General features: G+C 72.4%; 20 protein-coding genes. 7 read left to right on the top strand and 13 right to left on the bottom strand.

All coding sequences use genetic code 11. The features are described 5' to 3' along the window. Positions 1-31: 31 nt before the first annotated feature. The 7 genes from AC24HA_RS07340 to AC24HA_RS07310 all read right to left on the bottom strand — a co-directional run bounded on the left by AC24HA_RS07340 (position 32) and on the right by AC24HA_RS07310 (position 7095). Positions 32-1198 (bottom strand): Gfo/Idh/MocA family protein, encoded by a 1167-nt coding sequence (locus AC24HA_RS07340; RefSeq protein WP_425708562.1) that lies wholly within the window; start codon positions 1196-1198, stop codon positions 32-34. A gap of 2 nt (positions 1199-1200) precedes the next feature. Then, the gene (locus AC24HA_RS07335; RefSeq protein ID WP_425708563.1) at positions 1201-2700 is read right to left on the bottom strand and encodes a tripartite tricarboxylate transporter permease; all 1500 of its coding nucleotides are present in this window, start codon (positions 2698-2700) and stop codon (positions 1201-1203) included. A gap of 9 nt (positions 2701-2709) precedes the next feature. Beyond that, on the bottom strand, positions 2710-3189 hold the full coding sequence (locus tag AC24HA_RS07330; RefSeq protein ID WP_425708564.1) for a tripartite tricarboxylate transporter TctB family protein: 480 nt from the start codon (positions 3187-3189) through the stop codon (positions 2710-2712). A 90-nt stretch (positions 3190-3279) separates the two neighbouring features. Continuing rightward, positions 3280-4302 (bottom strand): Bug family tripartite tricarboxylate transporter substrate binding protein, encoded by a 1023-nt coding sequence (locus tag AC24HA_RS07325; RefSeq protein ID WP_425708565.1) that lies wholly within the window; start codon positions 4300-4302, stop codon positions 3280-3282. An 11-nt stretch (positions 4303-4313) separates the two neighbouring features. After that, positions 4314-5342 carry a LacI family DNA-binding transcriptional regulator gene (locus AC24HA_RS07320; protein WP_425708566.1) on the bottom strand — a complete coding sequence of 343 codons (1029 nt, stop codon included), beginning with the start codon at positions 5340-5342 and terminating at the stop codon, positions 4314-4316. Positions 5343-5549: 207 nt separating this feature from the next. After that, positions 5550-6059: a hypothetical protein gene (locus AC24HA_RS07315; protein ID WP_425708567.1), complete on the bottom strand. Its 510-nt coding sequence runs from the start codon at positions 6057-6059 to the stop codon at positions 5550-5552. 79 nt (positions 6060-6138) lie between these two features. After that, positions 6139-7095, bottom strand: a complete 957-nt coding sequence (locus AC24HA_RS07310) for a bile acid:sodium symporter (RefSeq protein WP_425708568.1) — start codon at positions 7093-7095, stop codon at positions 6139-6141. A 147-nt stretch (positions 7096-7242) separates the two neighbouring features. On the opposite strand from AC24HA_RS07310, the gene AC24HA_RS07305 reads away from it, so the two are divergent. Next, positions 7243-8076, top strand: coding sequence for a siderophore-interacting protein (locus tag AC24HA_RS07305; RefSeq protein ID WP_425708569.1), 834 nt, complete (start codon positions 7243-7245; stop codon positions 8074-8076). A 122-nt stretch (positions 8077-8198) separates the two neighbouring features. On the opposite strand, the gene AC24HA_RS07300 is transcribed toward AC24HA_RS07305, so the two are convergent. Continuing rightward, positions 8199-9008, bottom strand: coding sequence for an AraC family transcriptional regulator (locus AC24HA_RS07300; protein ID WP_425708570.1), 810 nt, complete (start codon positions 9006-9008; stop codon positions 8199-8201). A gap of 71 nt (positions 9009-9079) precedes the next feature. Here AC24HA_RS07300 and AC24HA_RS07295 point away from each other — a divergent pair, with 71 nt between their 5' ends. The 3 genes from AC24HA_RS07295 (at position 9080) to AC24HA_RS07285 (ending at position 10569) form a co-directional block, all read left to right on the top strand. Then, on the top strand, positions 9080-9628 hold the full coding sequence (locus AC24HA_RS07295) for a VOC family protein (RefSeq protein ID WP_425708571.1): 549 nt from the start codon (positions 9080-9082) through the stop codon (positions 9626-9628). A gap of 84 nt (positions 9629-9712) precedes the next feature. Next, positions 9713-9895, top strand: coding sequence for a hypothetical protein (locus AC24HA_RS07290; RefSeq protein ID WP_425708572.1), 183 nt, complete (start codon positions 9713-9715; stop codon positions 9893-9895). 11 nt (positions 9896-9906) lie between these two features. Then, positions 9907-10569 (top strand): class I SAM-dependent methyltransferase, encoded by a 663-nt coding sequence (locus AC24HA_RS07285; protein ID WP_425708573.1) that lies wholly within the window; start codon positions 9907-9909, stop codon positions 10567-10569. Between the two features lie 77 nt (positions 10570-10646). On the opposite strand, the gene AC24HA_RS07280 is transcribed toward AC24HA_RS07285, so the two are convergent. Next, positions 10647-12008 (bottom strand): MFS transporter, encoded by a 1362-nt coding sequence (locus tag AC24HA_RS07280; RefSeq protein WP_425708574.1) that lies wholly within the window; start codon positions 12006-12008, stop codon positions 10647-10649. Between the two features lie 274 nt (positions 12009-12282). Between AC24HA_RS07280 and AC24HA_RS07275 the strand changes: the two genes are divergently transcribed. Beyond that, positions 12283-12828, top strand: coding sequence for a winged helix-turn-helix domain-containing protein (locus AC24HA_RS07275; protein WP_425708575.1), 546 nt, complete (start codon positions 12283-12285; stop codon positions 12826-12828). A 44-nt stretch (positions 12829-12872) separates the two neighbouring features. On the opposite strand, the gene AC24HA_RS07270 is transcribed toward AC24HA_RS07275, so the two are convergent. The 3 genes from AC24HA_RS07270 to AC24HA_RS07260 are packed head-to-tail and all read right to left on the bottom strand — an operon-like array spanning position 12873 to position 15715. After that, positions 12873-13835: a 1-phosphofructokinase family hexose kinase gene (locus AC24HA_RS07270; protein ID WP_425708576.1), complete on the bottom strand. Its 963-nt coding sequence runs from the start codon at positions 13833-13835 to the stop codon at positions 12873-12875. Then, positions 13832-14599 (bottom strand): DeoR/GlpR family DNA-binding transcription regulator, encoded by a 768-nt coding sequence (locus AC24HA_RS07265; protein WP_425708577.1) that lies wholly within the window; start codon positions 14597-14599, stop codon positions 13832-13834. The genes AC24HA_RS07270 and AC24HA_RS07265 overlap by 4 nt, the downstream gene beginning before the upstream one ends. Positions 14600-14656: 57 nt before the next feature. Next, a complete protein-coding gene (locus AC24HA_RS07260; RefSeq protein ID WP_425708578.1) occupies positions 14657-15715 on the bottom strand; it encodes a zinc-dependent dehydrogenase in 1059 nt (352 codons plus the stop codon). Positions 15716-15899: 184 nt separating this feature from the next. Here AC24HA_RS07260 and AC24HA_RS07255 point away from each other — a divergent pair, with 184 nt between their 5' ends. Continuing rightward, a complete protein-coding gene (locus AC24HA_RS07255; RefSeq protein WP_425708579.1) occupies positions 15900-17969 on the top strand; it encodes a PTS mannitol transporter subunit IICBA in 2070 nt (689 codons plus the stop codon). Positions 17970-18066: 97 nt separating this feature from the next. Beyond that, the gene (locus AC24HA_RS07250) at positions 18067-18600 is read left to right on the top strand and encodes a putative glycolipid-binding domain-containing protein (protein WP_425708580.1); all 534 of its coding nucleotides are present in this window, start codon (positions 18067-18069) and stop codon (positions 18598-18600) included. Positions 18601-18621: 21 nt separating this feature from the next. Here AC24HA_RS07250 and AC24HA_RS07245 read toward each other — a convergent pair whose 3' ends face one another. After that, positions 18622-19074, bottom strand: a complete 453-nt coding sequence (locus AC24HA_RS07245; protein WP_425708581.1) for a hypothetical protein — start codon at positions 19072-19074, stop codon at positions 18622-18624. Between the last annotated feature and the right edge of the window lie 18 nt (positions 19075-19092).

Genomic DNA, 19092 nt, shown 5'->3' with positions numbered 1-19092 from the left:
CCGGTGACCGTTCGGCCCGGTCGGCGTCGAGTCACTTCTCGAGCCGCACCCTGCGGTCGGTGGCCGCCGACTCGTAGGCGGCGTAGATCGCCTGCATCGATGCGTAGGCCAGCTCGAAATCGGCCTGCGGCGTCCCGCCGTGGACGACGCAGTCGATGAAGTCCTGCATCTCCCCGATATACCCGCGCGCCAGCAGCTCGTCCAGCAGCACGTACTGCCAGCCCCCCTTGTTGTCGACCTTCTCGGTGACGTACACGTCGTCCAGCGCGGCGGCGTCGGAGTGGTAGAGCCGCATCGAGTCGTTCGGGCTGATCTGGCACAGGTGGACGCTGTCCGTGGTGAACACCTGGACGGAGTTGCGCACGCCGCCCACGATCGTGTCGGTCGCCGTCACCACGCCCCGCGTCCCGTCGTCGAAGCCGAGGATCACGTTGGCGACGTCCTCGACGTCGACGGGCCGGGCGTGCAGGTATCGCCGCTGGTCGTCGGCGAGCGTGGGCGTGAGCGCCGTCGTGTCCGCGAGGACGGACTCGACCGCCACGCTCCCGCCCGACGCCCGGGCCTCGACCTGCTTGAGGTACAGCATCGCCGAGAGCGGGTGGCAGCCCTGGCGGATGAGCGCCCCGCCCCCGGTGTGCCGCCAGTACCGCGCGTACTCGGAGTGCGAGCCGTTGTGCGACTCCTCCCCCAGCATCATCGTGATCCGTGAGCCCGTTCGCTCCAGCACCTCGCGGCTCTTCTGGACCGACGGCGCGTAGACGTAGTTCTCCGCGTAGCCGAACACCAGTCCGCTCGCGGCGACGACGTCGCGCAGCCGGTCCATCTCGGCCGTCACGGCGTCGTACATCTGCCGGCGATCCACCTGGTCCGCCCCGGCGTCGGGCACGTCGAAGTAGCCGGTCAGCGGCTTCTCGCAGATCACGTGCTTGCCCGCCTCGAGCGCGCGCGTCACCATGTCGACGTGCACCGACGGCGGCGTGCAGATGTCCACGACGTCGACGTCGTCGTCGGCGAGCAGCTGTTCGAGGTCCTCGTAGACCGTGCCGACGCCGTGCCGCTCGGCGAACGCGTCCCGCCGCGTCGGAGGCGCGGCCACGGCGACGATCCGGACGTCGTGGCCCGCCACCCGGCGATACGCCTCGGCGTGCAGGTCCGCCACGAATCCCGCGCCGACCATCCCGATACCGACTGTGCGCATGTCTAGCGGTCCTTTCCAGAGGTGACGAGCTTCTTGATCCTGCCGAACGCACCGAGCTGCGCGAGGAGGACGACGGCGATCAGGACGAGGAACATCAGGCTGATCGGCCGTTGGAACATGGGCAGCCAGCTGCCCTCGCTGAGGATCAGGGCGCGACGCAGGTTCGAGTCCGCCATGGGCCCAAGGATGACACCGAGGAGGAACGGTGCGGCGGGGAAGCCGAACTCGTAGAGGAAGAGGCCGACAAGCCCGAAGACCAGCATCATGCCGACGTCGAAGAGCGAGTAGTTGATCAGGTACGAGCCGATGACGCACAGCACGTAGATGACCGGCATGAGGATCTCCTTGCGGAGCCCGAGCACGCGCACCGACACCTTCATGACGAGCAGCGCCAGGAACCACATCGCCACCGCGGACGCGGCCAGATAGACGGCCACCTCGTACATGAAGTCCGGGGACTCGCGGCTCAGCAGCGGACCGGGCCGGTACCCGTGCATGAAGAAGGCCGCGAGCAGGACCGCCGCCGGCGCCGACCCGGGGACGGCGAGCGAGAGGATCGGGATCATCGCGCCGCCGATGGCCGAGTTGTTGCCGGACTCCGCCGAGATCACCCCGAGCTCGTTCCCCTTGCCGAACGACTCGCGGTCCGTGCTGGCGCCCTTGGTGGCCGCGTAGGAGAGCCACCCGCCGACGTCCTCGCCGACACCGGGGATGATCCCGACGCCTGTCCCGATCGCGGACGACCGCACCACCGTCGGGGTCCTGCGGAAGACGGTACGGAGCGCGGCGCCGACCCGTGCCTTCGCCATCCTCAGCGCGACGTGGTCCGACCTGCGGAAGGCCTTGACGATCTCGGGAAAGCCGAACAGGCCGATCATGATCGGGATCAGCTGGATGCCGCCCATGAGGTTGACGTTGCCGAAGGCGTACCGCGGTTCGGCACCGATCGGGTCCAGGCCGATCTGGGCGACGAAGAGCCCCAGGAAGCCGGCGATCCACCCCTTGAGCGCGTTGTCCTTGGCGGTGAGCGTGCCGCAGATCGCGATGCCGAACCCCGCCAGGAGGAAGAACTCCCAGGCACCGAAGTTGAGCGCCGCCTGGGTGAGCAGCGGGGTGAGCGTGAGCAGGAAGATGACGCTGATGATCGTGCCGACGGCGGACGCGGTGATGGCGAGGACGATCGCGTACCCTGCCCGGCCCTGCTGCGCCAACGGGAAGCCGTCGACCGCCGTCGCCGCCGACGCCGGCGTCCCGGGGATGTTGAGCAGGATCGCTGTCTGTGCCCCACCGGAGATGGAGCCCACGTAGATCGCCAGCAACGAGATCAGCGCGGTGTCGGTGGGCATGCCGAACGTGAGCCCCGCCAGCAGCGCGATCGCCATGGTCGCCGAGAGGCCGGGCAGGATGCCCATGATGAGGCCGACGAAGGTCGCCAGCACGAGCACCACGAAGTTCAGCGGCTCCGAGACGGTGCTCAGAGCTCCGATCAGATGGTCAGTCATGGCGCGTCCTCACGGGAGCGGGATGTTGAACACGACGGTGAACAGGACGACGATCGCGCCGACGGTCGCAGCGGAGATGACGAGCACCCAGTACCAGCGCACCGCGCGCAGGAAGGCGAGCATGGCGATCGCGAAGATGAGGGACGCGGCCCAGAACTGGAGGACGTGGACGAGCACGAACGTGTAGATCGCCATGAGCAGCAGGCCGACCACGGTCGTCCGGGTGTCCGGGTGCCGGGCGACGCCGGCGAGCCACGAGACCGCCTCGCGCGACCGAGCCCGCACCCCGGCGCCGCGGACCGACTGCCTGAGCAGCAGCAGGCTCGCGACGAGCAGCGCACCGCCCAGGAGCGCCGGCATCAGGGCAGGCGAGGAGTGCAGCGGCTCGGCCGTACGGTTGTGGATGCCGACGCTCCCCGCGAGGATCGCGAGCGACAGGACCGTCAGCAGGGTCGAGCTGATGAGGTTCAGCCTGGGTTCGTTACCCATCGGTGCATGCTCCTGCCCGTGACTGCGCGATGAACGGTGACGATGCGGTGCCGGGCGGGCGCCGTGGACCGGCCGCCCGCCCGGCCCTCACTACGGTCGGGGGATGTCGAAGTCCTCGGGGCTGTTCTCCGCGACTCCGGCGTCGAAGAGGGTCCAGGCGACGATCGACTGCAGCTCGGCGACCCGGTCACCGGAGTCGGCGCGGCCGATCGCCACCGGGTCCATGCCGTTCTCCGCGCAGAACTCGAGGAAGGCCTCGTCCTCCATCGCCGCGTCGAAGCCCTCGTCGAGCGCGGCGAGCACGCCCTCGTCGAGGCCCGTGGGAACAGCCAGTCCGGTGGTCTCGCCCATCGGCAGCGTGTCGCTGATCTCGGGAAGGGCGTCGGACAGCGTCGGGATGGTGATGTCGCCGTCGAGCGTGACCGGCTCGTCCGAGAGCGTCGCCAGGCCACGGAGGTCGCCCGCGATCAGCATGTCCTGCATCTCGACGAGGAGCTGCGGGGCGAAGTCGACCTCGCCCCCGAGCGCGGCGAGGATCGCCGGGTTGCCCCCGTCGTAGGGCACGTGCCGATACTCCACGCCGGCCGCCGTCGCGATGAGCTCGGCCGCGATGTGCCCCGCGCTGCCCGGGCCCGCCGTGCCCGCGGAGACCTCGCCCGGATTGCCCTCCATCGCCGCCAGGAGGTCCTCGATGGACTCGTAGGGCGAGTCAGCGGGCACCGCGATGATGTTCGGGGTGAACGTCGCCAGCCAGAAGTCCCAGTCAGACGGCATGGTCTCGAGCGTGCCCATCACCGGCATCGAGGTGAAGGCGAGCATGCCGTTGGCGAGCAGCGAGTACCCGTCCTGGCCGGCGTTCATCACCGTCTGCGTGCCGACCGACCCCGCGGCGCCGGGGCTGTTGGTCACGACGATCTCGTTGTCGTAGTGGCTGCCCATGGCCTCACCGACCGTGCGGGCCGTGAGGTCCGTCGATCCGCCGGCGTTGAACGGCACCGTCACGTTGATGTCGCGCTCGGGGAAGTTCGCGCCCGGGTCGTCGTCGCCTGCGCAGCCCGCGGTCACGAGCGCCACGGCTGCGGCGCCGGCCATCACCTGGTTGATCCTTCGCATGTCGATCTCTCCTAGTCGGTTCGTATGTCGATGACGGAGCTGCCCTCGTGGAGCCGGCAGCCGATGGTGGTCTGGGCGGGCTCGCCGCCGGATGACGAGAGCTCGCCGAGCATCTGCTCGGCGGCAGCACGACCGACGTCGCCGGAGCGGGGGTCGACGAGGGTGAAGTCGTTCCTGCCGACCGTCGCCCAGTCGGGCGCGCCGATGATGACGACCGAGAGGTCCTGCCCGGGCGTGACGCCCTGGTCCCGAAGGAGGTCGATGCTGCCCCTGGCCGGCACGTTGTAGCCGAGGCACCAGGCGGTGACCTCGGGATGGTCGCGAAGCGTGCGCTCGGCGAGCTGGTACCCGCCCTCGACCGAGAACTCGCCGTCGAGGCTCAGCTCGGTCACACCGGTGCCCGCGGCGGCCTCGAGCCCGTCCCAGAAGCCTCGGCGACGGCTGTCGAGAGTGGCGAAGCCCGAGTCCCACCCGAGGAACGCCGCACGGGTGTGGCCCTTCCGGCCCAGGTGCTCGCCCAGCAGGTACCCGCTGCGGTAGTTGTCCGGGACTACCTCGCTGAAGGATCCGGTGATCCCCTGCAACGGACGGTCCACCAGCACGAGGGGGACGCCGATCTTGCGGATGAACTCGGTGTTCGTCGCGCCGGCGGTGGTCGGCGCGAGGATGAGACCGTCGACGCGCTGCTCGGCCATCTTGATGATGATGTCCCGCTCGCGGGTCGGGTCGTCGAACGTGTTGCTGATCGACAGGACGTACCCCTCGCGCTCGACCACCGACTCGATGGCGACCATGAGGTTGGTGAAGTGCTGGTTGGCGAACTGCGGGACCAGCACCGCGATGACACCCTGCCGCTTGCCCTGCAGGCTGCTCGCCGGGCTGCTCTTGATGTAGCCGGTCGCAGCGACCGCCGCCATGACCCGCTCGCGCATGTCTGCGCTGATGAACCTGCCTTCCTTGCCGCTCAGCACGTACGAGACGGTGGCCGCGGTCGTGCCCGCCTCCCGTGCGACGTCCTTGAGCGTCGGATAGCGCCTCATGCCGCCATCCCCGTCGTCCTCGAGCGCCGCGACAGTGCCGTTCGGGCCGTCGGCGCGCTCGTCCTGCAGTGGTCCACGTTGACCTCCGTACGACAGGCAAACGTTTGCCTATCTGATGCACCGAGCATCGCGGAGGTCAGCTCCTGTTGTCAACCCCTCGACCGGGCCGGGCACGCGGGTGTGCCCCACCTCGGAGGGCCCCGGCAGCTACCCGACGACTCCGCGCAGCACAGCCTCGAGCCGGTCGAGCGCCTTGCCGGACGTGCGCTGCTTGATGAGCCCCTCGAGCCCGTGGGCCGTGAGAACCGCCTGTCGCGGGTGCCACTGGACCTGGATGACGGCCGTGTTCATGTTCATCGCGCCCGAGCCCATGAGACCGATGAGAGCCCGCCGGTCCTGGCGCAGCACCGCGCGCAGCTCGGCGGCCACGGCCGCCTCCCGCTCCGCCGTCGGGGGAATGGGCACGACGCGCTGCGAGCCGTAGACCTTCGTGAACAGCCGGGCACCCAGCCTGCCGCCGCTGCGGCCGCCGGAGCGTCCACCGACACTCCCGCCCAGGGATCCGGCGGCGGCGCCGCCGATCCCGCCGCCGATGGCTCCGCCGACCGCTCCCCCGCGCGCGCCGAGGTCCGCGTTGGCCTCGACGAGGAGGTGCCTGACCTCCTCGGGGGTGAGGATCGGCGTCGGGTGGTCGCGGACGTCGGGGGCCCGGTTCATGCGCGGCGGCCCGGCGTCGGGCCGTCCGCGGGTGGGACGGGCGAGCGGTGTCGTGGCACGGGCCAAGGCTAGCGGCCCGTCAGCGCACGAGCCGCGGCACGAGGCGGACGAGGGCCACCATGACGAGGAGCTCGACGAGCGTCTGCGTGACGACGACGATCGGGGCCACCTCGAAGCCGGCGGGGAGCGCGAGCGCGAGCGGGAGCACCACGAGCGAGTTGCGGGTGACCCCGGAGAACATGACGGCGCGCCGCCCGGGGACGTCGAGCCCGGCGGCCCGGCCCACCCAGGCGCCGACCGGGAGCATGACGGCGGCGAAGGCGACGTAGACCGGGACCACGAGCGGAAGCGCGCCGAGCTCTCCGCGGACGGCCGCGATCTGGGAGGTCACGACGACGCCGAGCGTGAGCATCATCAGCGGCACCATCGCGCTCGCCACTGCGCTCGACCAGGCCGCGGCCGCGCTCGCGCGGGCGGCGATCGCCTGGGTGAGCGCGGCGGCGGCGAGCGGGAGGGCGATGAGGACGCCGAACGCGCGGACGAACGGGGTCAGGTCGACCGCGGCGACGGCGTCGGGGCCGGCGAGCAGCCACAGGTAGGCGGGCAGCAGCGCCATCTGCGCGAGCATGAGGAGCGGGGCCACCGCGAGCAGCCGGTCGTGCGCGCCGCCGGCGAGGCCCGTGAAGACGATGACGTAGTCCACGCACGGGGTGAGCAGCACGAGCAGGACGCCGACGAGCAGCGCCCGGTCGTGCGCGACGACCCGCGAGAGCACGGCGACCACCACCGGCACGAGAAGGAAGTTCACCGCGAGCACGACGACGACGAACCGCACGTCCTGCACCGCCCCGCCGATCCGGGCGAACGGCACGCCCAGGAACGTCGCGTAGAGCAGCAGCGCGATCGCGGGGTCGACCGCGTGGCGCACCGCCCCCGCCGTACCCGGGACGAGGAGGCCGACCGCGGCACCGAGCGCCAGCGCTACCAGGTAGAGCGGCACCTGGTGGCGCTCCATCCCCTCGACGACCCTGCGCATGCCGTCCATCCTCTCGCGGGCATCCCGCCCGGTCCGGGTGATCTCCTCCGCACGTGACGCCCACGCGGGTCGCGGTTAGGCTGGCCTAAGTTGCCGTGCCCCGCGCAACGTGCGCGTTCGGGCAGGCCCCCGAGCCGAAAGGTGCACATGACTGCCCCCACAGAGCGTCCCCGTCGTCCGAAGCGGCCCCAGATCGTCCTCGAGGTGCTCGAGCAGATCCAGCTCACGCCGCACATGGTGCGCATCGTCGCCGGCGGGCCGGGGATCTCCGCGGTCGAGGACGCCGGCCGCACCGACGCCTACACGAAGATGCTGTTCCCCCACCCGGACACCGACCTCACGCCGCCGTACGACATGGAGGCGCTCCGCGAGGAGCTCCCGATCGAGCAGATGCCCGCGCGGCGCACCTACTCGATCCGGCGTTTCGACCTGGACGCCGGCCAGATCTGGATCGACTTCGTCGTGCACGGCGACCGGGGCGTCGCGGGGCCCTGGGCGACGGCGGCACGGCCCGGGGAGGCGGTGGTCCTCGGCGGGATCGGCGGCGGCTACTCCCCCGACCCCGACGCCGACTGGCACCTGCTCGCCGGCGACGACTCGGCCCTGCCGGCGATCGCCGCCGCCCTCGAGGCGATGCCGCGCGACGCCGTGGGCGTCGCCCACATCGAGGTCGACTCGGCCGCCGACCACCAGGAGATCGACGGACCGGACGGCATCGAGGTGCGGTGGTTGCACCGCGACGGCGCCGAGCCCGGCACCACCTCCCTGCTCACCGACGCCGTGCGCGAGACACCGTGGCGGGACGGGCGAGTCCAGGTCTTCGCACACGGCGAGCGCAGCGCGATGAAGTCGCTGCGGCCGTACCTCACGGACGACCGGGCGCTCGATCGCGCCCAGCTGTCGATCTCCGCGTACTGGGCCCACGGCCGGATCGAGGACGCGTTCCAGCAGGAGAAGCGCGAGGACGTCGGGCGGATCTGACGCGGACGGCGTAGGCCGGCGGACCGAATCGCGCTCACTCGTCGAGCGGAAGTTCGCTCACCGGTCAGCCGTGGTGGGGCCCGTCGGGCAGGTTCGCGCTCACTCATCGAGCAGAAGTCCGCTCACTCGCCGGAGCGGGTGCGGCGGTACTCGCTCGGCGTGAGGCCAAGGACCGTGCGGAAGTCGGCGCTGAGGTGTGCGTGGTCGGCGTACCCGAGGTCGGCGGCGACGTCCGCGATGCCGAGGCCCGGCTCCTCCCGCAGCCGGCGGGCGGCCTCCTGCAGCCGGTATCGCCGCACGATCGCCAGCGGCGGCAGGCCCACGTACCTGCGCGCGACGCGCTGGACCGCCCGCACACTCAGCCCCAGCTGCTCGGCGACCTGCTCGACCCGGACGACGTCGGGGTCGGTCGCGACGAGGTCCTCCATCGCGTTGGCGGTGCGACCTGCCGCGTCAGGCGGCGGCAGGTGGGCGCCCACCCAGTCGGCGAGCGCCGCGACCGCCCGGTACCGGCCGGCGTCCTCATCGGGGTCCGCCATCGCCTCGACGACCTCGGCGTACAGCTCCCTCAGTCCCCGCCCGGCGAGGTCGAGGTCGGCCTCGACGTCGCGCAGGGTCCGCGGGTCGTCCGCGAGGGCGGCGAGCCCGGCCGGCCGCAGCAGCGCGCCGACCGCCCAGCCGGTACCGACGAGGTCGCGGTGCGAGACCCCCGTCGTCGGGCCGGCGAGGGTGACGCCGTCGGGCCCCACCACCAGGTTGGACGCGGGGTACGGGAGGATCCGCTGGCGGGAGACCCGCCCGGCGGACAAGCGCCAGCGCGGCACCCAGAACCAGCGCACGCGGTCCCCGAGGTCGGCGGGCACGGGTGCGCGGTGGAAGGTCGGGAGCCGCGCGGGGTAGAGGATCCCGCGCCCGTCCGTCAGGTCGGTCACCGTGCCCCCCGCCTCCGGCGTCGTCGCGAATCTCCAAGCCGCACCCGTCCACGTGAACCTAGCGTCGCCCCGTGACCACCGAGCAGACCACGCCCACGACGACCGAGAACGACGCGCCGCGCCTCGGGGTGAGCGGCGAGCACACCACGGACGGCGTCCCGCACGGCTCGACGAGCCTCACGCCCTTCCTCGCGGTGCCCCGCGCCGGCGCGGCCGTCGAGTTCTACCGCGACGTGCTCAGTGCGCGCGTCGTCGACGTCACCGAGATGGGCGGTGTGGTCGTCCACGCCGAGCTCGACCTCGGCGACGGGCGCCTTCAGATCGGCGAACCCAGCCCGGAGTTCGGCCTCGTCCCGCCGCCCGAGGGCGACGCTGCCTGCTACTCGCTCGGCTACTTCTGCGCGGACGCCGACGCGGTCGTCGCGCGCGCAGAGGCTGCCGGCGCGCGGGTCCGCGAGCCGCTGGCCACGTTCGTCTCCGGCGACCGGTACGCCTCGATCCTCGACCCGTTCGGCGTGCGCTGGACGATCATGAGCCGGGTCGAGGACCTCTCCGAGGAGGAGAGCGCGCGCCGCGTGGCCGCGTGGGCGGCGGAGCAGCAGGCCGCCGCACTGGCCTGAGGTCGGACCCGCGCCCTCCCCGACGACGGGCGGTGACACGGAATGCGGTACCCGCGCGCGCCGCCCGGGTGTCAGACTGGGGCCATGCAGGGACGCAGCACACTCGTCACGGTGCTCATCGTCGTCGTCTTCATGGTCGCGGCCTGGTGGCTGGTGGGCTGGTTGTTCCAGGCGGTGTGGTTCCTCGTGCGGCTCGCAGTCGTCGCGGTCGTCGCACTGGTGCTCTACGTGCTCGTCAGCCGCTGGCTGGCACGCCGCGGCGACTGATCGCGAGCACCATGGACGCACACGCCGCCGGGCACGAGCACGTCGACCCGCACGCCGACCCGCTCGAGCACTGGGAACGGCGCTACTCGGAGTCGGACCGCATCTGGTCGGGCCGGCCCAACGCGACCCTCGTCGACGTCGCCGCTGACCTGCCGCGCGGGCGCGCACTCGACCTGGGGTGCGGCGAGGGGGCAGACGTCATCTGGCTGGCGCAGCAGGGGTGGACGGCCACGGGTGTCGACCTGTCCTCCGTGGCGGTCGGCCGGGCCCGGGCCGCGGCCGCGGATCTCGACCTCCCGACCGGATCGGCGAGGTTCGTCGCCGCCGACCTCGGCACCTGGGACCTCGACGGCGGCCCGTGGGACCTCGTCACGGCAAGCTTCCTGCACTCGACCATCGAGCTGCCCCGCACTCAGATCCTGCGCCGCGCGGCGGACGAGGTCGCGGCGGGCGGCCACCTGCTCGTCATCACCCATGCGGCCCCGCCACCCTGGGCGGACGCCGCGATGCACGAGTACCGCTTCACCACCCCGGAGGAGGACGCCGCCGAGCTGGCTCTTCCCGCCGGCGACTGGAAGACCGTCCGCGCCGAGGTCCGCCGGCGCGCCACCACCTCCCCCGACGGCGAGGATGCCGACCTCGACGACGGCGTGCTGCTGCTCCGCCGCAGGTAGCCGCCGGGCCACCCTGTCCTGTACCCGCCCGGCCGGGCCGTCCGCCCCGGCGGTTCGTGATCGCGGAGGGCACCTGGTCAGGCCACGACGTCGTCGTGCTCGATCTCGTGCGCGGCGACGAGACGGCTGCTGATCCGCGTGGCCACGTAGGCGACGACGACCAGGGCGAGGACGACCGTCCCGACGAACACCGCCGGCAGGCCCCACAGCTCACCCACGAGGCCACCGGCGAGCGCCCCGAGCGGCATGAGGCCGTAGCCGATCATGCCTCCGGCACCGCCGACCCGGCCGAGCGCATCGGCGGGGATCAGTCTCTGCCGGAGGGTACGGGTGACGACGTTGCCGATCATGTTGAGCAGGCCGACGACGACCAGGGCGATGCCGATCGCCCACGGCTCGGGCACGAGGACCGGCACCAGGAGTGCTCCGAACTGGATCGCCCAGGACCCGATGAGGACCGGCACCTCGGGCAGCCACCGCGAGACGTGCTCGGCGAGGAACGACCCGACGATCGCTCCGACCGCGAGGAGCGCGGCGAGCATGGCGTAGCGCTCCGGCGTCATGCCGACCGCCGACTCGGCGCCGACCATCCACAGGACGAACACCGCGAAGTAGGCGGTGCTCGCAAAGTTGAGCACCGACTGAGCGATCAGCAGCGGCCGGAGCACCGGGTGCCGGACCTGGAGGCGCAGACCCTCCAGCACCTGCTGCAGGCGGCCGCCGACCGGCTCCGTCGGCGCCGATCGCCGGGGTCGGAAGTCTCCACGCATGCCCAGCCCGAGGACGAGCAGGAACGCCAGGCCGAGTGCGACCGGTATGCCGAAGACCCAGCCTGCGCCGGCCGCCACGAGGAACCCGGCGACCGGGGCGCCGAGGAAGTTCGTGCCGATCTGCTCCAGGCCCATCACCCGGCCGTTGGCAGCGGTCAGCCGCGAGCGCGGGACCAGCTGCGGCACGATCGAGGATCCGGCGAGGTCGACGAAGACCTGCGTGACGCCGTACAGACCGACCCCGGCCACCAGCAGCGGGATCGACAGGTTGTCCGTGACGGCGAGCGCCGCGAGCCCGGCGACGACCGCCAGCCGCGCGGCACCGCCGACGAGCTGGACGTGGCGCCGGTCCGAGCGGTCGACGACGACGCCGGCAACCATCCCGAGCAGCAGCCAGGGCAGCCAGAAGGCGACCTGGATGAGCGAGATCTGTCCCGGGGAACGTGTGAGCGTGATGGCGACGAGCGGGACGCCGACGAGGATGAGGCCGTCGGCGAGGTTGGCGATCCCGACACCCGTGAGATGGACGGCGAATCGTCGACCGAGCGGCTCGCGCACCGTGGCAGCGATCGCAGGGACCGGTCCGTCGACGCCGCGTTCAGCCGTCCCTCCCGCGACGGTCGCGTCGACATCGTGCGCGGGTGGTGCCGTGGTGTCTCGCGTCGTCATGTCGGTTCTCCCCTAGAGTTGTTACAGACGAACGTCTGCAAAGAAGACTCTGCAAAGGTATCTCTGCATCATGTCGACGCGCAAGAGCCCCACGCCCCCGTCCTCATCGGGCACCGGTCCCGGGGCGGCCACCGGCGAGCCCGGTACGCCCGGTACGCCAGGTACGCCAGGTACGCCAGGTACGCCAGGTACGCCAGGTACGCCAGGAGAGCCTGCCGGGCCGACCGACGGCCGTGATCCCGCGATATTCGCCCCCGCCATCGACGCGGGCGCGATGAAGGCCTTCGCCCATCCCCTGCGCATGGCGATGTACGACTACCTCAACGACCACGAGGCCGCGACGGCGACGACGCTCGCCCGGCACACCGGGGAGAGCACCGGACAGACGAGCTACCACCTGCGCCAGCTCGCGCGGCACGGGCTCGTCGAGGAGGTCCCGGGCCGGGGCACGGGCCGGGAGCGCTGGTGGTCGGCGGTGGGGTTCCGCATGGACACCGACGTCTGGTCGGACCCCCGCAACCGGCCGGCTGTCGCCACGGTGCTCGACCACCAGATCACCCAGCGCGCCCGGGCAGTCGAGGAGTGGCTGCTGCGTGCCGAGACCGGCGACGGCGCGTGGACGGAGGCCTCCGTCAACTCGCGCCACACGGCGACGATGACGTCCGAGGAGACCCGCGCGATGCGCGACGCGCTGATGGCCGTGCTCCACGAGCACTCCGAGGCGGCGAAGGCGCGCCGCGAGGACGGGGAGTCCGCAGCGGCCGGCCCGACCCGACGCGTGCGCGTCTACCTCGACGTGTTCCCGCTGCCCGAGGACTGATCACCCGCGGCCGCGTCGGAGCTCGGGGCTGCGGAGGGCGTCGGTCAGGTGGTCGGCGCGGGCCGGCCGACCTGGAGCCGCACGGGTCGGACGGAGGCGGGCCCGACGTCCGACGGGCGCGGGATCGTGGTGCCCGGGAGACCGGCGGCGGCGCTCCCGTAGGCGACCGCGTGCGCGAGCCGCTCCTCGGGCGGCAGGCCCCGTTCGCTCGCGAGCAGGTAACCGAACAGGCTGGAGTCGCCGGCGCCCACGGTGCTGACGACCTCCGTCGCAGGGGCCGGGGCGTGCCAGGCCCCGTCCGGCGTCGCCAGGACCGCTCCCCCGGCGCCGAGCGTCACCAGCACCGCACCGACGCCGCGCCCGACGAGCTCGAGCGCGGCGTCGGCGGCGGCCCGGTGGTCCGCCTCGAGGCGCACCGCATCGGCGGCGGTCAGGCTGGCCAGCTCGTCGCCGTTGGGCTTCATGAGGTCCGGGGCCGCCGCAGGCAGTGCCGCGGCGAGCTCCGCGAGGGGCGGTCCGCTGGTGTCGACGGCGATCCGGGCACCGGTCGCCCGCAGGTCGACGACGAGCTCCGCGTACCAGGCATCGGGCGCCCCCGGCGGGAGCGAGCCCGCGAGGACCACCCAGTCGGCGTCGCCCGCGAGCGAGACGACGTCGTCCCGCAGACCGTCGAGCAGCCGGCGGTCCGCGACCGGGCCGGGGTGGTTGATCTTCGTCGTCGTGCCGTCCGGCTCCGTGAGCGTGAGGTTGACACGGACAGGACCCGCGGGCAGCCGGGTGCGGCACTCGATCCCCGCGCCACCCAGCTCTGCGACGAACACCTCGTCGGCCGGGAGCACGGCGAGCGTGGGGACGCCGGCCGCGACCGCGGCGCGCGAGATGTTGACGCCCTTGCCCCCGGCCTGCGCGGTGGCCCCGGTCGAGCGAGCGACCCCACCGCGCACCAGCCGGCCGCCGAGGACCACCGTGCGGTCGATCGACGGGTTCGCCGTCAGGGTGACGATCATGCGACCACGAGCTCGACGCCGAGGTCGTCCAGCACGGCGCGCGGGACGGGCGGGTCCGCCGAGTCCGTGACCACCACGTCGACGTCGGCGAGGTCCGCGAAGCTCACCGTGGCGTCGCGCGCGAACTTCGACGAGTCCGCGAGCACGACGACGATGCGGGCCGCCCGCACCAGCGCTGCCTTGACGGCCGCCTCCTCCGGGTCGGGGGTGGACAGACCGTGCTCGGCGCTGATTCCGTTCGTCCCGACGAACGCGACGTCGACCCGGACCCGCTCGAGCGCCTCGGTCGTGGGCGACCCGACGGCGGCCTGCGTGGTGCGGCGGACGCGGCCCGGCAGCAGGTGCAGGTCGACCTCGGGCAGCAGGGCGAGACCCGCGGCGATCGGCACGGCGTGGGTGAAGGCGACGAACCGCGCGCCCTGGGCGACGAGGTTGACGAAGCGGCCGGTCGTGCTGCCGGCGTCGATCACCACCGTGCCGCCGGCGTCCGGGAGGAAGCGCTGCGCCGCGAGGGCGATCCGCTCCTTCTCCCGGGATCGCGTGACGTCGCGCTCGTCGAGGCCGGACTCGATCGCCGAGAGCGACGCGGCAGGCACGGCACCACCGTGCACCCGGCGCACGAGCCGCATCCGCTCGAGCGCGCCGAGGTCGCGCCGCACCGTCTCGCTCGTCACGTCGAACTCGTCGGCGAGCTCCGCGACGGAGACCCGGCCGCGCGTGAGGACGAGCCTCGCGGCGGCCTGCTGCCGTTCCTCTGCATACACGGTGCTCCTCCCTCGCGACCCGACGGTGCTCGCGCCGATGCTATGCGCGCCTGGCGCTCAGGGCTCGACCGTCACCTTGATCCCGGCCCCGGTGCGCACCAGGTCGAAGGCGTCGAGCACGTCGTCGAGCGGCACGCGATGGGTGATGAGGTCCGCGACCGGGACGCGCCCGGACGCGATGTGCTCGAGGGCCCGCCGGTTGTGCTCCGGGGCGGACCCGTTCGCGCCGTGGATGTGGAGCTGCCGGTAGTGCACGACGTTGGAGTCGAGCGCGATCACCGGGTCGTTCTTCGGCAGGCCGCCGAAGAACGAGATGCGCCCGTTGCGGGCGGCCATCGCGACCGCCTGCTCCTGGGCGACCTTCGCCGCGGTCGCCGTGATGACGACGTCGGCCCCCCGCCCGCCGGTCAGCTCGAGCACCCGCTCGACGACGTCGACCGTGGAGGCGTCGATCGTCCCGTCCGGCCGGGCGGCGGCCGCGGACATCGCGAGCCGCTCGGCGTTGACGTCGACGAGGTGGACCGCCCCGGCGCCGTGGACGCCGCGGGCGACACGGACGTGGAGGCAGCCGATCGGACCGGCACCGAACACGACGACCGTGTCCCCCTCCTCGATCCCGAGGAGCTCCTGCGCGTTGATCACGCAGGCGAGCGGCTCGGCCACGGACGCCTCGTCGAGCCCGACGCCGTCGGGGACGCGGTTGAGACCGTCGACGGCGAGGACCTCGCGGGGCACGACCATGTACTCGGCGAACCCGCCCTCGTACTGGTAGCCGACCGACGTCTGGTTCTGGCACACGGCCATCCAGCCCCGGCGGCACTCGTGGCACCGACCGCACGGCACGGCGGCGATCACCTGCACGCGGTCGCCCACCTGCCACGGCCTGCCGTCCGGGGCCGCCGCGTCCGCACCGACCTCGACGACCTCGCCGGCGATCTCGTGCCCGGTGGTCCGTGGGGGGCTGAGGTTCTGGTGCCCGTTGTGGAAGATCTTGACGTCGGTTCCGCACGTCGAGCAGTTCCGCACGCGGATCTTCACCTCGTGCGGTCCGCACGTCGGCTCCGGCACGTCCTCGAGCCGGACGTCCTCGGGTGCGTAGAAGCGCAGGGCCTTCATCGGTCCTCCTGGGTCGACCGTCGGCGCCGGTGCCGGCCGCCGACCCCGATCATAGCCACACGTTCGCAGAATCTGCCAGCGCTGTTTACTTGGCTTCAGTTGGGTTCGTGTGGTTTCATCCTCGCAATAGACGTGTGGCAGCGCGACGGCCGACGTCGGCCGCCGTCGATCTCGAGGAGGAGAGATGTCCGCACCCACTGACGTGAGGCCGGCCGCGGAGGACGCCCGCCCCGGGCGGGGCGCCCGGGTGGCCGTGCAGCGGTTCGGCACGGCCCTGTCGAACATGGTGATGCCCAACATCGGCGCGTTCATCGCGTGGGGGCTCATCACCGCCCTGTTCATCGAGGCGGGGTGGATCACGCTCGTCGGCGACCGCGTCCTCGGGCACGAGGGCGGGTACGGGTTCGTCGAGCACTTCGGCGGCTGGGGTGCCGGCGCCGAGGGCGGCGGAATCGTCGGTCCGACAATCACCTACCTGCTGCCGATCCTCATCGGGTACACCGGTGGTCGGATGATGTACGGCGACACGGCTCGAGGTGGCGTGGTCGGCGCGATCGCGACGATGGGCGCGATCGCCGGTGCCGACGTCCCGATGTTCCTCGGCGCGATGGTGATGGGACCGCTCGGCGGCTGGTCGATGAAGAAGCTCGACGCGCTGTGGGCCGACCGCATCCGGCCCGGGTTCGAGATGCTGGTCAACAACTTCGCGGCCGGCATCTGGGGCATGCTCCTCGCCGTCGTCGGGTTCGTCGCCGCGGGCCCGTTCGTCTCGGCGTTCTCCACCGCCGCGGAGCGGGTGGTCGACGTCCTCGTGGACAACAGCGTCCTGCCACTGACCTCCGTGCTCGTCGAGCCTGCGAAGGTGCTCTTCCTCAACAACGCGATCAACCACGGCGTCTTCACCCCGCTCGGGACGGCCGAGGCGGCGTCGGAGGGGCAGTCGATCCTCTTCCTCATCGAGGCGAACCCCGGACCCGGGCTCGGGCTGCTCCTCGCGTTCACGGTCTTCGGCACCGGCATGGCGAAGGCGTCCGCGCCCGGCGCCGCCCTCATCCAGTTCGTCGGCGGCATCCACGAGATCTACTTCCCGTACGTCCTCATGAAGCCGGTGCTCATCGTCGCGATGATCGCGGGTGGTATGACCGGCGTGGCGACGAACCTGCTCCTCGACTCCGGGCTGCGCGCCCCGGCCGGGCCGGGGTCGATCATCGCGGTGCTCCTGCAGTCACCGGCCGGCAGCCTCCTCGGCGTCACGCTGTCCGTCGTCCTGTCGGCGGCCGTCACCTTCGTGGTCGCCGGCGCCCTGCTGCGGACGGGGCGGTCGGGTTCCGACGACCTCGCCGGGGCGACGGCCGACATGGTGGAGATGAAGGGGCGCAGCTCGATCGCCTCCTCGCTCGTCGCCGGTGCGGGCGGGACGGGCCGGATCCGCACCATCGTGTTCGCGTGCGACGCCGGCATGGGATCCTCCGCGATGGGGGCCTCGGTCCTCCGCAGGAAGGTGCACGCGGCCGGCTTCACCGACGTCACCGTGGACAACCGGGCGATCGCGAGCCTCACGGACGACGTCGACCTCGTGGTCACGCACCGGGACCTCACCGAGCGCGCCCGCGGCCGTACGCCGTCGGCCGTCCACGTGTCCGTCGACGAGTTCCTCGCCAGCCCGCGCTACGACGACGTCGTCGCCCTGCTCCAGGAGCAGGCGGACGGGACCGTGGGCGGGACCGCGGACGGAGCCGGCACCCCGGTCGGCACCGAGCACGGCGCTCCGATCGGTGCCGATCAAGGTGCCGCGGCGGTCGCGACCGCCGCACCCCCGAGGCACGGCCTGCTCGCGCGGGAGTCGATCGTCCTCGACGGCGCCGCACAGAACCGCGACGACGCGATCGACGAGGCGGGTCGGCTGCTGGTCGCCGCGGGCGCGGTCCCCGAGGAGTACGTGGCCGCGATGCACGAGCGCGAGCTGTCGGTGTCCACGCTCGTCGGGAACGGGCTCGCGATCCCGCACGGGACCGACGCCGCCAAGGACCTCGTCCGACGCACGTCGCTGTCCTTCGTCCGGTACACCGAGGGCGTCGACTGGGGCGGGCAGCGGGCGGAGTTCGTCGTCGCCATCGCGGGCACCGGTGACGACCACCTCCAGGTGCTCTCGGCGCTCTCGCAGGTCTTCCTCGACGAGGCGGAGGTGGACCGGCTGCGCGCGGCGGGCTCGCCCGAGGAGGTGCTCGACATCCTCGGCGCGGTCCAGGTCTGACGGGAGGCGGGCTGCCCCCCCGGCTCGACCGGGTTGCGGTCCGCGCCGCCGGAGGCGACGCTCAGGGTGCCCGCCGCCCGTCGTTCGAAGGACCCCAATGCACTCGCTGACCCGCAGGTGGACCCGGCTCGACCAGGAGGGGCACGAGGACCTCGAGCTCCACCACGCGGCGAGCCTGGTCGCCGTCGGTGCCGTCGAGGTCGGCCAGGAGCGCTACTCCTACCGGGCGAGCCTCACCCACGACTGGGACTTCCTCCACCTCACGGTCGGCTCCGGCGACGGCCGTGCGCTGTCGGTCCACCGCTCCCCCGCCGGCGTCTGGAGCGTCGACGCGCAAGACCGCGAGGACCTCGCGGACGCGGTCGACATCGACCTGTCGTTCAGCCCGTTCACCAACACCCTGCCGATCCGGCGACTCGACCTCGACCTCGGCGCCTCCGCGGAGATCGTCTGCGCCTACGTCGACACGCCGTCGCTGGAGGTGACGACCGACCCGCAGCGGTACACGCGGCTCGACACCCACCTGTACCTCTACGAGTCGATGGACTCCGACTTCACCCGCGAGATCACGGTCGACGACCAGGGGCTCGTGGTCGACTACCCCGGCCTCTTCACCGTCGAGCCGGCCTGAGGGGCGTCGCGCCCGTCGGGCTCATCCGTCGAGCACGGCCGGATACACCCACAGCGCCAGGACGGCCGCGACGGCGAGCGACACGAGCGCGGCGACAACAAGAGTGATCCTGGTCGCGGCGCGCCCGCGCACCACCAGGGCCAGGAGCAGCAGCCCCACCCCCAGCACCCCGAGCAGGGCCGCGAGCGCCGCCGCCACCCCGGCGTCGGTCGCCACCTGCTCGTCCGCTCCGCCGTTCGCTGCCTCGACCTCGGCCCAGGTGAATCCGAAGTAGGCCGCCGAGACGGCGGCGGCGACGATGACCGCCACCAACCAGTACCGGTTACGGGTGCTCGCCCGGTCGGCGTCCGCCTGGGTGATGCGCCTGCGCTCAAGGCGAGCGGCGGTCGGGTCCTCGTGCGACATCGGCCCGGCACCCGCGGCCGGGGCGTCCTGGGGGAACTCTGCGTCGTCCCTCGACGGGTCCGTGGTCATGGTGCGCCTCCTCGGCTC

Source organism: Georgenia sp. Z1491, from assembly GCF_057652395.1.
Note: the sequence above shows the minus strand (reverse complement) of the source record. Positions and strands in the feature narration are given on the sequence as shown.